The organism is Streptomyces sp. NPDC057302 (assembly GCF_042667685.1).
In the GTDB taxonomy this organism is placed as follows: domain Bacteria; phylum Actinomycetota; class Actinomycetes; order Streptomycetales; family Streptomycetaceae; genus Streptomyces.
On the sequence record NZ_JBHUZJ010000014.1, the window covers coordinates 23,065 to 35,070 of the forward strand.

General features: G+C 71.1%; 12 protein-coding genes. 3 read left to right on the top strand and 9 right to left on the bottom strand.

What is annotated here, in order from left to right; genetic code table 11:
- The first annotated feature begins 42 nt into the window (after positions 1–42).
- Positions 43–447: a MarR family winged helix-turn-helix transcriptional regulator gene (locus ACFUPX_RS13185; RefSeq protein WP_383320372.1), complete on the top strand. Its 405-nt coding sequence runs from the start codon at positions 43–45 to the stop codon at positions 445–447.
- Positions 448–506: 59 nt separating this feature from the next.
- Here the strand turns inward: ACFUPX_RS13185 and ACFUPX_RS13190 are convergent, their stop codons facing one another.
- From ACFUPX_RS13190 to ACFUPX_RS13225, 8 genes are read right to left on the bottom strand one after another with little or no spacing between them, the layout of a single operon-like run.
- A complete protein-coding gene (locus ACFUPX_RS13190) occupies positions 507–1,235 on the bottom strand; it encodes a maleylpyruvate isomerase family mycothiol-dependent enzyme (protein ID WP_383320374.1) in 729 nt (242 codons plus the stop codon).
- Positions 1,236–1,284: 49 nt separating this feature from the next.
- A complete protein-coding gene (locus tag ACFUPX_RS13195; RefSeq protein ID WP_383320376.1) occupies positions 1,285–1,746 on the bottom strand; it encodes a DUF3237 domain-containing protein in 462 nt (153 codons plus the stop codon).
- A gap of 52 nt (positions 1,747–1,798) precedes the next feature.
- Complete coding sequence (locus tag ACFUPX_RS13200) at positions 1,799–2,626, bottom strand: ABC transporter ATP-binding protein (RefSeq protein ID WP_383320378.1); 828 nt, start codon at positions 2,624–2,626, stop codon at positions 1,799–1,801.
- Positions 2,619–3,626 (bottom strand): ABC transporter ATP-binding protein, encoded by a 1,008-nt coding sequence (locus ACFUPX_RS13205; protein WP_383320380.1) that lies wholly within the window; start codon positions 3,624–3,626, stop codon positions 2,619–2,621. Before ACFUPX_RS13205 ends, ACFUPX_RS13200 begins: the two co-directional genes overlap by 8 nt.
- A gap of 5 nt (positions 3,627–3,631) precedes the next feature.
- A complete protein-coding gene (locus ACFUPX_RS13210; protein ID WP_383320382.1) occupies positions 3,632–4,507 on the bottom strand; it encodes an ABC transporter permease in 876 nt (291 codons plus the stop codon).
- Entirely contained in the window at positions 4,504–5,454 is a 951-nt protein-coding gene (locus ACFUPX_RS13215) for an ABC transporter permease (RefSeq protein WP_383320384.1), read from the bottom strand. The genes ACFUPX_RS13210 and ACFUPX_RS13215 overlap by 4 nt, the downstream gene beginning before the upstream one ends.
- Positions 5,451–7,106: an ABC transporter substrate-binding protein gene (locus ACFUPX_RS13220; RefSeq protein WP_383320386.1), complete on the bottom strand. Its 1,656-nt coding sequence runs from the start codon at positions 7,104–7,106 to the stop codon at positions 5,451–5,453. The genes ACFUPX_RS13215 and ACFUPX_RS13220 overlap by 4 nt, the downstream gene beginning before the upstream one ends.
- Before the next feature lie 60 nt (positions 7,107–7,166).
- Positions 7,167–8,861 carry a CocE/NonD family hydrolase gene (locus ACFUPX_RS13225; protein ID WP_383320388.1) on the bottom strand — a complete coding sequence of 565 codons (1,695 nt, stop codon included), beginning with the start codon at positions 8,859–8,861 and terminating at the stop codon, positions 7,167–7,169.
- Positions 8,862–9,002: 141 nt separating this feature from the next.
- Here ACFUPX_RS13225 and ACFUPX_RS13230 point away from each other — a divergent pair, with 141 nt between their 5' ends.
- Together ACFUPX_RS13230 and ACFUPX_RS13235 are read left to right on the top strand one after the other, a co-directional pair.
- Positions 9,003–9,608 carry a TetR/AcrR family transcriptional regulator gene (locus ACFUPX_RS13230; RefSeq protein ID WP_383320390.1) on the top strand — a complete coding sequence of 202 codons (606 nt, stop codon included), beginning with the start codon at positions 9,003–9,005 and terminating at the stop codon, positions 9,606–9,608.
- Between the two features lie 211 nt (positions 9,609–9,819).
- Positions 9,820–11,283 (top strand): amidase, encoded by a 1,464-nt coding sequence (locus tag ACFUPX_RS13235; RefSeq protein ID WP_383320392.1) that lies wholly within the window; start codon positions 9,820–9,822, stop codon positions 11,281–11,283.
- Between the two features lie 102 nt (positions 11,284–11,385).
- Here ACFUPX_RS13235 and ACFUPX_RS13240 read toward each other — a convergent pair whose 3' ends face one another.
- The gene (locus ACFUPX_RS13240) at positions 11,386–11,946 is read right to left on the bottom strand and encodes a YcxB family protein (protein ID WP_383320394.1); all 561 of its coding nucleotides are present in this window, start codon (positions 11,944–11,946) and stop codon (positions 11,386–11,388) included.
- Positions 11,947–12,006: the final 60 nt, after the last annotated feature.

Below are 12,006 nucleotides of genomic sequence, written 5' to 3' on the forward strand. Positions count from 1 at the left end.
TCCGATGCAACAAAGACTGGATTTCTGCTACCGTGCGATGTCATGGCGGCGAAAAAGGCCGAGCAAGGGCTCGTGGACCAATGGCGCGACATCCTCGCGGTGCACGCACGCACTCTGTGCGAACTCGACAGCGCCCTGCGTGAGCACGGCCTGGGGGCCAGCGACTTCGAAGTCCTCGACGTGCTCTCCGAGGGTGCGGCGGAGGACGGTGACTGCGCCTACCGCGTGCAGGACATCGCGGGCCGGGTGCACCTGAGCCAGAGCGCGCTGTCCCGCCTCATCGGCCGCCTGGAGAAGGACGGCCTCGTGGAGCGCGCCATGTGCAGCGAGGACCGGCGCGGGGTCCGGGTCGTGCTCACCGACAAGGGCCGCCACCTGCACGCCGACGTGCGGCCGGTGCAACGAGCGGTGCTGCGGCGGATGCTCGTGGAGAGCGCCTCCGAGTAGCGGGCCGCCCCCGCAGGGGCGGCAGGATCACACCCCGGCAAGGCGCACCCCCAACAGAGTCACACCCCCGACGTCTCGCTCCACAGCGTGCCCAGCGCGGTGTCCCCGGTGACGTGCGGGATCGGCGCGCGGTTCCACAGCGCGAGGTAGAGGTGCTCGGCCGGACCCGACAGTTCGCAGTCGGCGTCGCCTTCGTCGCCGCGCTCCGTGGCGGGCGGCTCCTGCGAGAGACGTACGGTCCACACGGCGTCGGCGTCCGTCGCCCGCACACGCAGCACCTTCGGCTCCTGCGTACGCACCCTGCTGCGCGAGCGCGCGTGGAATCCGAGGAGCAGTTCGTCGATCCCGTCCGCCGCGAACTCCGTACCGACCGGCGACGGAGCACCGCCGACCGCGGACTCGGCGTCCACGCGGTGGATCGCCGTCTCGTTCGCCTGCCGCCGCGCCCAGAACGCGAGCGGGGACGGCGCCGCGAAGAACCCCCAGCACTGCACGTCGGGGGAGGCGGCACGCAGGGTGGTGACCAGGCCGCCGTGCGCCTGCCGGTACCAGTCGAGCAGCGCGGCGCCGTCCAGGTCCGGCGGGTCGCCCAGCGGCATCCGTGAGGTCTGCCCCTCGGCGACGTACGCGGCGGCCCAGAGGTGCACCGCGCCCGTGTGCCGCAGCAGATCGCGCACGGTCCAGTCGGGACAGGTGGGTACTTTGGCGCCCGTCCCGGCCGTTTCGGCGGCGCGCGCCAGCAACTGGCCTTCCGTGGCGAGAACTTCGAGGTGCTCGGCAATCTCCATACGGTGGATTGTGCCGGACGGGGTGCGGTCGAGGACGCGCGGGCCTCGCCTACCTGAGTGCGTACACGCGGATGGCGACGGCGTTCTCGCCCTCGGGCCGGGCCAGGCCCACGAAGACCGTCTCGGCGAGCCAGCGGTGCGCGGGTGCGTCGGTGCGAAAGACGGGGGAGGTGCGGTAGTAGTGACCGGCGTGGCTGACCTGGAGGTCGCCGTCGTGCTGGTCGGGGCCGTCGGTGGCGGGGTGGTAGTAGCCGCGGTTGACGATGTCGATGACGGCGCCGTCGTCGGCCTGGATCAGATAGCGCGCGTCGAGCTGGCAGACCTCGCCGCGCGTACTGCTCCAGTCGCCGCCGCCCGCCAGGACCGTGCCGCGCAGCAGCGGGCCGTCCACGGTGCCGCCGACGATCGGGGTGAACTCGGTGACCTCGCCCTCGCCGTGGCCGATGTGCAGGGACTCGGCCAGGCGGGCGCGGATCTCGAACGCGTAGGTCAGGGCGGGGGAGAAGGACATGGCATAACTCCATCGAGCAGGGGGCGGATGTTCCGGTCGGGCCGGTGGGGCGTCATGCGGTGGCGGCGCGTTTCGGGGCCCAGCCCCGGCGCGGCACCGAGTCGATCAGCTTGCGGGTGTACGGGGCCTTGGGCCGTTCGAGCACGGAGACGGTGCGCCCCCGCTCGACGATCCGGCCGCGGTGCATCACCACGATGTCCTCGCAGATGTGCTGGACGATGCCGAGGTCGTGGGTGATGAACAGGTAGGCGATGCCGGACTGTTCGCGCAGGTCCCGCAGCAGGGTGACGATCTGGGCCTGTACGGACACGTCCAGCGCGGCGACCGCCTCGTCGAGCACCAGGACGCGCGGCCGCACGGCCACCGCGCGGGCGATGGCGACGCGTTGGCGCTGGCCTCCCGACAGGGCGCGGGGCAGCGACCGCGCCTGGCCCGAGGTGAGCCCCACCTGGTCGAGCAGTTCGGTGGTGCGCCGGGCCAGCGCGCCGCCGCGCAGGTCGGTGTGGTGTGCCAGGACCTCGCTGATGCTGTCGTCGACGGCCTGATGGCGGTCCAGGGAGGCGTACGGATCCTGGAAGACCATCTGGACGTCCCGCGCGAAACTCCTGCGTACGGCCTTGCGGGCCCGGCGGCCCGGCAGCGGGCGGCCGTTCCACCGGACGTCGCCCGCGGTCGGCGCTTCGAGCCCAGCGACCATGCGGGCCGTGGTGGTCTTGCCCGACCCGGACTCGCCGACCACGGCGAGCGACGCACCGGCGGCGAGGGACAGATCGACGCCGTCGATCGCGACGAAGTCCCCGAACGTCTTGCGCAGGCCGACCGCCTCCAGGGCGGGAGGGACGCTGGTGTCAGAGGCCGGTGGGACGCTGGTGTCAGACATGGCGTGTTCTCCTGTCCGTGCCGGGCGCTCCTTCGTGCGCGAGGCGGGGGAAATGGCAGGCGGCACGGCCCTCGCCGGTCGGCTCCGGCAGCGGGCGCTCGGCCGTGCACAGGTCCTGGGCCGCCGGACAACGAGGCGCGAACGCACAGCCGGGACCGGCTTCGGACGCCGACAGCGGCCTGCCCCCGATCGCGCGCAACGGCTGGGCGCCCGCCCCCGGATCGGGCCGGGAGGCCAGGAGAGCCCGGGTGTACGGGTGGCAGGACCCGTCGTACAGGAGCGCGGCGGGCACCTGCTCGACCACCGAGCCCGCGTACATGACCGCGATGCGGTCGCAGACGGCCGATGCCAGCGCCAGGTCGTGGGTGATGAACAGCATCGCGAGCCCCCGCTGGACCCGGGCCTCGTCGATGACCGCCATGACCTCGGCCTGCGTGGTGACGTCCAGGGCCGTGGTCGGCTCGTCCGCGAGCAGCAGCCGGGGCTCCGTGATCAGGGCGGCGGCGATCATCACGCGTTGCAGCAGCCCGCCGGACAGCTCGGCCGGGCGCTGCCGCAGCCGCCGGGGCGCGTCGGCGATGCCGACCTCGCGCAGCAGGTCACTCGCGCGCGCCTCGGCGGCTCCGCGACGCTCGCCGCGCGTGGTGACCAGGCCCTCGGTGAGGAAGTCGCCGACGGTGCGCAGCGGATTGATGTGCGCCCGCGGATCCTGGAAGATCATCGCCACTTCGCGGCTGCGCAGCGTACGCAGCGCAGCCGGATCCATGGCGGAGACCGAGGAGCCGTCGAAGCGGACGTCCCCGCCGACCCGGGCGCCGGGCGGCAGCAGACGCAGCACCGAACGGGCGGTGAGCGACTTGCCCGAACCGGACTCGCCCACCAGACCCACGGCGCTGCCCGTCGGCACGGTGAGGTCCACGCGGTGGATGACCGTACGGTGTGCGCCCTTGACGGGCAGGGTGATGTGCAGCCCGTCGAACTCGAGGAGGGAAGTCCCCACGCGGTTCACCGGTCCTCTCCAAGGAGCCGGCGGGACAGTCCGCCGCCGAGCAGATTGCAGGCGATGACGAAGACGACGATGACCAGGCCCGCGTACAAGGACTGTTCGGGCTGTCCGCCGATGATGCCCGGGGCGCCGTTCGCCACCATCAACCCCCATTCGGCGGTGGGTGGTTGGGTGCCGAGTCCGATGAAGGAGAACGCCGCCACGTCGAGCATCGTGTAGCCGAACGAGGTCGTCGCCTGCACGAGGATGAGCGGCAGCAGGTTCGGCAGCAGGTGGCGCAGACAGATCCGGCGGCCGGACAGCCCGAGCATGCCGAGCGCGGAGACGTACGGCAGTGAGCGCTCGCGCAGCGCCGCACCGCGCACGATGCGGGCGATGTACGGCAGATAGGCGAGGGAGAGGGTGACGACGGCGATGTCCAGGCCCGCCCCGAAGACCGCCGCGCCCACCACGGCGAGGACGAGCCCGGGGAAGCCGAAGACGAGGTCGAGGAAGGCGGAGACGGCCCGGTCGTACCAGCCGCCGAGCCAGGCCGCCGAGACCGCGAGCGCCGTGCCGACCAGGCCCGCGATCAGGGTGATGAGGGCAGGGGCGAGGAGGCTGGGCCGCGCGCCGTACAGGAGCCGCGACAGGATGTCGCGCCCCGTGTCGTCCGTGCCGAGCCAGTGCGCCGCCGAGCTGCCCCGCGAAACGGCAAGGGGATCAACGGCGTTGGGGTCGTACGGCGCGAGCAGCGGGGCGAACACGGCGGCGAGGACCACCAGTGCGACGACGGCCCCGGCGGCGATCGGCCCCGCCTGGCCGCGGGCGAGGGCGCGGACCCGGCCGAGCGGGAGCCGGTCGCCCGCCGCGGAGGCCAACTGATAGGTGCTCACCGGCTTCCTCCCAGCGGAACGCGATGGTCGAGTGCGGCGCTGAGCACGTCCACGGCGGTGTTGATCAGGGCGAACGCCACCACGGTGAGCAGCGCGAGGGCCTGCACCACGGCCAGGTCCTGCTTGGCGGCGCTCTGGATCAGCAGAGCGCCGACGCCGTTGAGACCGAAGGCCTGCTCCACGATCGACGAGCCCGCGATCAGGCCCGCCACGGCCACCCCCGACACGGAGACGATCGGCGCGGAGGCATTGCGCAGGATGTGCTTGCGGACGATGACGCGCTCCCTGATGCCACGGCCGCGGGCGGTCTGAACATGCTCGGAGACCAGTTCGGCGCGGATCGCGGCCCGGGACACCTGGGCTACGTACGCCAGCCACGACGCGGCGAGCGCCAGGGCGGGCAGGGTGAGGTGTTCCAGGCGGTCGCCGAAGCCCGCGCCGGACCCGTAGGCCGGGAACCAGCCCAGGCGCACGGCGAGCCCCCAGGTCAGCAGGACCGCCATGACGAAGACCGGCACCGCCATGAGGGTCGTGGAGAGCACCGTCACCGCCGTGTCGACCCACTTGCCGCGCAGGGCGGCCAGGGCGCCGAGGGCGACGCCGAAGACGACGATGAGCAGGGCGGCGTAGGCGATGAGGAAGACGGTGTTGCCGATCCGGGCGGCCAGCAGATGGGTGACGGAGTCTTGGTAGCTGAGGGACTGACCCGCGTCGCCCCGCACCATGCCGGTCAGCCAGCGCCAGTAGCTCTCCAGGAACGGATCGTCCAGGTGGTACTGGCGGTGAATCTCCGCCAGCAGCCCGGGACTTGGCTCCTTACCCCCGCCGACCAGCAGCGTCGCCGGGTCGCCGGGGGACAGGAACAGGGCGCCGTAGATGGCGATGCTCGCGATCAGCAGGGTCACCATCAGGGTCGCCGCCCGCCGGGCGACGAAGCGGGCTATCACGAGGTGCCCTTGCCGGTGCCGCCCAGGTGGGCCGCCCACGGCATGTTGATGTAGGCGAAGGACGAAGGGGCGCCGCTGAGCCGCTTGTTGAGGAACAGCCGCTCGTGCGGGGAGGCCAGCGGGACCACGGGCAGGTCCGTGCTGTAGCGCTCCTGTGCCTGGGTGAACAGCTGGGCCGACTTCTCGGGGCGCATCGTGGCCTGGGCCTGCCCGAGCAGTGAAGTCACCTTGGGGTTACGGTAGTTGGTCCAATTGAAGAGGGACTTGGGGTCGGTGAGGAGCTGGGCGTACGAGATCGGGTCGGGGATCTCGACGTACCCGAGGACCATGGTCGCGTCCAGGCCCTTGCGGAGCGAGGCGTCGAAGAAGAGACCGGACATCTGCGTCGGCTGCAACTGCTTGATGACGATCTTCAGACCGATCCGCTCCGCGCCCGCCTGGAGGAACGTGAGCGTCTGCTGCGACTGCTGGTCCCCCGCCGCCGTGGCGACGGTGAGCGTGCGCCGCTCGCTGCGGGCCTGGCCCACCAGCTTCTTGGCCTTGGCGACGTCGACCTCGGGGACGGCGGGCAGCGCGTCGTGCCCCTTGGCGTAGAGATCGGCGGCCTCGCCGTGCTGCCACACCAGCGGCGGGATGAAGGTCTTGAGCTTCTGCGCGGCGCCGGCGTACACGTTCTTGATCAGATCGTCCCGGTCGAGTACGAGCGAGAGGGCCTCGGCGATCTTGTGGTCGGCCAGCGGTGAGTCCTCGCCGATCGCGGCGATGAAGTTCGTCTGCGCCGAAGGCCCGTAGTGGAGCGTTCCGACGTCGGACGACTTGAGGGCGCGGGCACCGGCCGAGCTGATCTCGTAACTGCCGTCGACCTCACCGGACAGCAGGGCGCTGGTGAGCGTGGAGCCGTCGGTGATGAACTTGAAGGTCAGCGTCTTGGTCTTGGGGCGCAGGGAGGTGTCCCAGTAGTCCGCGTTGCGGGTGGCGGTGATGGACTCGCCGGGCTTCCAGGACGTCAGCTCGAACGGTCCCGTGCACATCAGGCCGCCCTTGGCGCTCCCGTAGGAGCGTCCGGCCTTCTTCACGTACGCGGCTTCGTTGACGGTGCCGAAGCTGGTCGCCAGCCCCTTGAGGAACATCTCGTCGGGGGTCTTGAACCGGACGGTCACCTGGTGCGGACTGGTCGCGGTGATCGTCTTCACATGGGCGAGGAGACTCGCGTTGACGCTCTGTGTCGCGGGGTCCCCCTGTCGCCGCAGGCTGCTGACCACGTCGTCGGCGGTCATGGCGTGCCCGTTCCAGAACTTCACGCCCTTGCGGAGGTTGAGGACCAGGGTGGTGTCGTTCGGGCGGCTCCAGGAGGAGGCGAGGCCGGGCGACGTGGAGTAGTCGGGCTTCAGCCGCAGCAAGGAGTCGCAGAGGTTGGCCTTGACGGTGCTCGGCGAATAGTCGGCGACCTTCGCCGAATCCAGCGTCCTGGGCTCACCCATCGGCAAGTTCCACGTGACGTGGTCGAGGGCGCCCGTCGCGGCGGGCGTGGTCATGGTGAGTTTCTGGGTGCGCGGTGCCGGATCGGCATCGGAACCCGACGTACAGGCGGTCGCGGTGAGCAGGACGCACAGGGCGCCGGCGGCCGGGGCGGTGGTTCTGGGAGCCTTCATGAGGGAGCTCCTCGGAGGAGTCGGTTCGCGGATTGGGGTCCCGGTGGTGCTTGCGGTGGTTCAGATGCCGGTCGTGGGCGCGACCGTGACAGTCAGCCGGGACGGGCAGGTGCCGCCGGTGTGCAGGGTCTGGGTGCTGGGCTTGGCGGTGAGCGCGGTCCAGGGGTTCTCGCCGGTCCCCGGGGTGGGCAGGAACAGGGGATGGTCGCTGCCGGCCACGATCAGGGCGATGCGGTGCCCGGGTCGCAGCCGGTAGCCGGTGTGCCCGAGGTCGAGATGGATCTCGTCGGCCGTGCCGTCCGCGCGCACGGACACCTGGCCCCGCGCGATCTGGTGCGCCCGCCCGTCGGGACCGAGGTCGACGACCTTGGCGAAGACGTCGAACTCCGGGGCGGTGCCGGTGACATGGAGGTCGACGCCGACCGGACCCGCGAGGTCCAGGGGCTCGGTGAGGACGGGCGCCGAGAAGACGAGTACGTCGTCGCGGGCGGCGACCGGAGCGAGGTCCGGGTAGCTGTGCAGATAGGCGAACGAGTCGTCGACCAGCGAGGGCACAGGGGCGTCCGGATCGTGCGTCCACTGCGCGCTCTGCTCGTCCTCGCCGGGAGCGTCGGCGAGCAGGGCGCCCGGCAGCGGGCCGCCCGCGCCGGGCGATCCGGTGAGCCAGAAGGTGCGCGCGGTGGCGTCGGCCGGCGGCCAGGCGGCCGAGGTGCGCCAGCCCGCATGGCCGAGCTCCCACGTCACCTTGGACAGCGCGGACACCGGACGTACGCCCTTCAGGAACACGTCGAAGAAGTCGATGGCCGGATTCGCGTAGTCCGGCAGCATCCGGGCGAGGGCGTCCTCATTGGTGTTGTGGTCGTCCTCGTCGCTGACCGGCGCCTGCGCCAGGCGGTAGTTCTCGTGGTCGACCGCCCCGGCCCAGAGGTACTGGACGGCGTCCCAGCCGGGCCGCGAGGCCAGTTCCATGTAGTCCCGCATGTGCGCGGTGACGATGTTGTCGAACCACCCCACGCAGTGCAGCACCGGTACCGGCCGGGCGTCGAAGGGGTGCAGTCCCGGCTGCGTCGACAGACCGGCCTGCCGGGGCGCCAGCAGATCGAACCACAGGGAGCGGGCGCCGATCGCGCGGAACGCCTCCTCGTACTGCTCGATGACGGGCCGTCCGGAGCGGTCGATCCGGTACTCGTACGAATCGTTGTCCACCCAGTGGTGGGCGAAGTACTCGACGCCCTCCAGCCACACCGGCGCGCTCTGCCCCTCGGGCTGCCAGATCGTGTTGAAGTCCGCCGCGGTCACCCGCGGCACGATCGCCCGCAGCGCCGGATGCTGGGCGGCGACGGCGGCCCACTGGGTGAACCCGTAATAGGAGTCGCCGAACATGCCCACTCGGCCGTCCGACCAGGCCTGGTGGACGATCCAGTCGATGGCTTCGTAGCCGTCCTGCGTCTCGTGCAGGAAGGGCACCGTGCTGCCGCCCGAGCGAAACTTTCCGCGCACGTCCTGCACCACCACCGCGTAGCCGCGGGCGGTGAACAGGCGCGCGATGCGGTCGAAGTACACGTAGCGGCTGTTCTTGTCGTACGGCAGACGCACGAGCACCGCGGGGAACGTCGCGTCGTCGCCCTGCCGTTCGGCGTCGGCGGGGAGATAGACATCGGTGGCGAGCCGCACGCCGTCGCGCATGCGGGCCATGTACTGCCGGGCGTCGTCGGCGGGGGGTGCCGCGCCGATCCGCTCGAAGGTGAAAGGCATGGGAGCTTCTCCAGCCAGATGAGACCAGATGAGACCAGATGAGATACGGCAACGAGATACAACAATGTTGTGTAACGCTGTTGTATGACAACATTGCAGCAGTTCGCCACCGCGTCAACACTCCGTATTGAGGTCGATGACATGCCGATCGAGGTAGACACAGCCCAGCGGCTCGACGAGATCGCCGCCGCCACCATCCGGGTGGCCCGCGAGCGTGGCGTGCGCGCCGTGACCATCCGCGCCGTCGCACAACAGCTCGGCGGCTCGACGGCCATGGTCACCAACTACGTCCCGAGCCGCTCCGACCTGATGGTCAACGCGATGCGGCACGCGGAGGAGGAGTGGGGGCGCGAGGTCGAGGGCGTCCTGGAGGGGACCCAAGGCGCCGAGCGCCTTGCGGCGTTCGCGCGGTGGATGTGCACCACCGCGGACGACGACGAGGTGATGCGCCGTCTCCTGATGGAGATCGTCGGGGCGGGCGCCGACGCGGGGCGCGAGGTCGACCGGGTCCGGACGGTGGCGCGCGCCCAGCGCGACGAGCTGGAGGAGGTGACCGTCGCCGCGGGCACCCCCGCCCCCGCGCTCGCGGCGGACATCCTGCATCTGCTGTTCCGCGGGTACTGGCTGTCCACCCTGGAGGACCCCGAAAGCTGGTCGGACGAGCGGGGCGCGCGGGCCGTCCTTGCGGCGGTCGACCTGCTCCAGGGCGGGGCGCCTGAGGCACCTGAGGGTGCGACGGAGGAGTGAGGGCGGCGATCCTGGTCTGCCCTTGACAAGCGGGGTGGCGGACATGAGTCTGGGGTTCAATAAAACGCCGTTGTATTACGGCGTTTGATTTTTGCGCGGCGCGGACGTCCGCCGTGCTTCCGCACGGCCGGGCAGTCTCCCGGGTGCGGGCGCCCCCTTCTTCAGAGTTCTTCAGACCTTCTTCAGACTTCTTCAGAGGCGAGAGGCGATCATGGAAACCCCGAACCCGGCTGCCGAGTTGTGGCAGCGCAGCGCCACCGATCTGGCCGACGCCATCCGCAGGCGCGAGGTCTCGTCCACGGAGGTCGTACGGTCCTGTCTCGAGCGCATCGAGGAGACCAACCCGCGGCTCAGGGCGCTGGTCGACCTCCGCCCCGACGAGGCGCTGGCCGATGCGGGCCGAGCCGACCAGGCCGTCGCCGCGGGGGACGAACTCGGCCCGCTGCACGGCGTACCGGTGTCCACCAAAATCAATACGGATCAGCGCGGCTTCGCCACCAGCCACGGAGTGGCCGCCCTCGCCGGCCGTCCCGCGGAGGGGGACGCCGCCTGCGTCACGGCCCTGCGGCAATCCGGCGCGGTCCTCCTGGGCCGGAGCAACGCCCCCGCCTTCTCCTACCGTTGGTTCTCCACCAACGACCTCCACGGCCGCACCCTCAACCCCTGGGACGAGGGCCGCACACCCGGCGGCTCCAGCGGCGGCGCCTCCAGCAGCCTCGCCGCAGGCATGACACCGATCGCGCAGGGCAACGACATCGGCGGTTCGATCCGCTACCCGGCGGCCTGCTGCGGCGTGGTCGGCATCCGGCCCACCGTCGGCCGCGTCTCCGGCTGGATGCCGCCCGCGTACGCCGACACTCCCGCGGGCAGGAGACAGATCGACTTCCCGCCCACCGTGCAGGCGTGCGCCGTCGAGGGGCCGTTGGCCAGGACGGTGGCCGACGCCCGGCTCGCGCTGGACGTCATGACCACCCCTGATCTGCGCGATCCGTACGGCATCCCCGCCGCGCCCGCCCGGCTCCCGGAGGGCGTCAAGGCCAAGGTCACCGTGGTGCGCGGCATCGGCACCGTCAAGAACCACCCCGCCGTCGAGCAGGCCGTCACCGACGCCGCCGCCCGGCTCGCGGACGCCGGGCACGAGGTCGAGGAACTCGACGAACTGCCGCTGCTCGCCGAGGCCGCGCGCATCTGGGCACTGCTGATCTACGAGGACTTCCGCCCGATGCTGCCGCTGGTGAACGAGGTCGGCGACGACGACATCCGCACCTCGCTGGAGTACTCCTTCGGCGCGGCGGCGGCGATCTGGGGCGAGCGCCCGTCCCTGGACGCGTACATCGAGGGCTGGGCACGCCGCGCCTCTCTCATCACCCGGCTACAGCAACTCCTGGGCACCCACCGCATCCTGCTCACGCCCGTCTCCGCCGAGCTGCCGTTCGAACAGGACGCGGACCTGGCGAGCCCCGAGCGCGCGGCGGAACTGGTCGCCGCCATGTGGCCGATGACGGCCGTCCCGGTCCTGGGCTTCCCGGCGGTCACCGTCCCGTCGTCACTGAGCGAGGGACTGCCGGTCAGCGTCCAACTCATCGGCGGCCGGTACGCGGAGGAGCGCATCCTGGACGCGGCGCAGGCCATCGAGGACCGCACACCTCGCTTGCTGACGCCTCTTCTGCGGTAGCGGGGGCGGGGGGTGTTCGTGCGGTTCAGCCCGGTGTGATCTCTTCCGCGTATGCCCGTATGCCCGTATGCCCGTATGCCCGTACGCGCTTACGCGCTTACGTCAGACGCGGGTTGTGTGCCGGTCCAAGAGGGCCCGCAGCCGGTCGACGTCGTCGGCCGTGCTCAGCCCGTGCTTCGGCAGGACCTCGACGCACAGGATGTTGGGGTCCCTGCTGAGCAGCACGAAGTGGCCAGGCGTCTCCCGGTAGCCCTGGAGGACCGACCACTTCTGGATGAGGGTGCTGTGGTCGCCGCTGGTGGTGATGCCTGCCGAGGACACGGTCGTGCGGTACTCGCCCTGCCATCCGACGATCCGCTGCACCTGGGCGGCCTGGAGCCGCGGGTAGCCGCCCACCAGCAGGACGACGAGCAGGAACAGAACGGTGGCGATCACGTCGACACCGCCCCGGCTCAGGGTGGCCAGCAGCCACTGCCCCACCCACAGCACGAGGAACACGATCCGCAGCACCAGCCCCCACCGCTTGATCCGCTGCCGGACCCGCAGACCGACCAGTGTGTCGGCGGGCTGCGGGCGGTACACCAGCTGCACAGCCTCGCCCACGGCATCGGCGGCGGCGGCAACTTCCGTGCTCTTGTCGGTGACTTCTTGACCCTCTGCCATGGTCCCTCCCCGGTACGACGACCTGCGGATCCTATCTGCGAAGTACGTGGCTGATAGGAG

What these genes read in the sequence shown, in the direction of transcription:
- ACFUPX_RS13185 (WP_383320372.1), top strand. Translation starts at nt 43, where the DNA reads ATGGCGGCGAAAAAGGCCGAGCAAGGGCTCGTGGACCAATGGCGCGAC.
- ACFUPX_RS13190 (WP_383320374.1), bottom strand. Translation starts at nt 1,235, where the DNA reads ATGGAGATTGCCGAGCACCTCGAAGTTCTCGCCACGGAAGGCCAGTTG.
- ACFUPX_RS13195 (WP_383320376.1), bottom strand. Translation starts at nt 1,746, where the DNA reads ATGTCCTTCTCCCCCGCCCTGACCTACGCGTTCGAGATCCGCGCCCGC.
- ACFUPX_RS13200 (WP_383320378.1), bottom strand. Translation starts at nt 2,626, where the DNA reads ATGTCTGACACCAGCGTCCCACCGGCCTCTGACACCAGCGTCCCTCCC.
- ACFUPX_RS13220 (WP_383320386.1), bottom strand. Translation starts at nt 7,106, where the DNA reads ATGAAGGCTCCCAGAACCACCGCCCCGGCCGCCGGCGCCCTGTGCGTC.
- ACFUPX_RS13225 (WP_383320388.1), bottom strand. Translation starts at nt 8,861, where the DNA reads ATGCCTTTCACCTTCGAGCGGATCGGCGCGGCACCCCCCGCCGACGAC.
- ACFUPX_RS13230 (WP_383320390.1), top strand. Translation starts at nt 9,003, where the DNA reads ATGCCGATCGAGGTAGACACAGCCCAGCGGCTCGACGAGATCGCCGCC.
- ACFUPX_RS13235 (WP_383320392.1), top strand. Translation starts at nt 9,820, where the DNA reads ATGGAAACCCCGAACCCGGCTGCCGAGTTGTGGCAGCGCAGCGCCACC.
- ACFUPX_RS13240 (WP_383320394.1), bottom strand. Translation starts at nt 11,946, where the DNA reads ATGGCAGAGGGTCAAGAAGTCACCGACAAGAGCACGGAAGTTGCCGCC.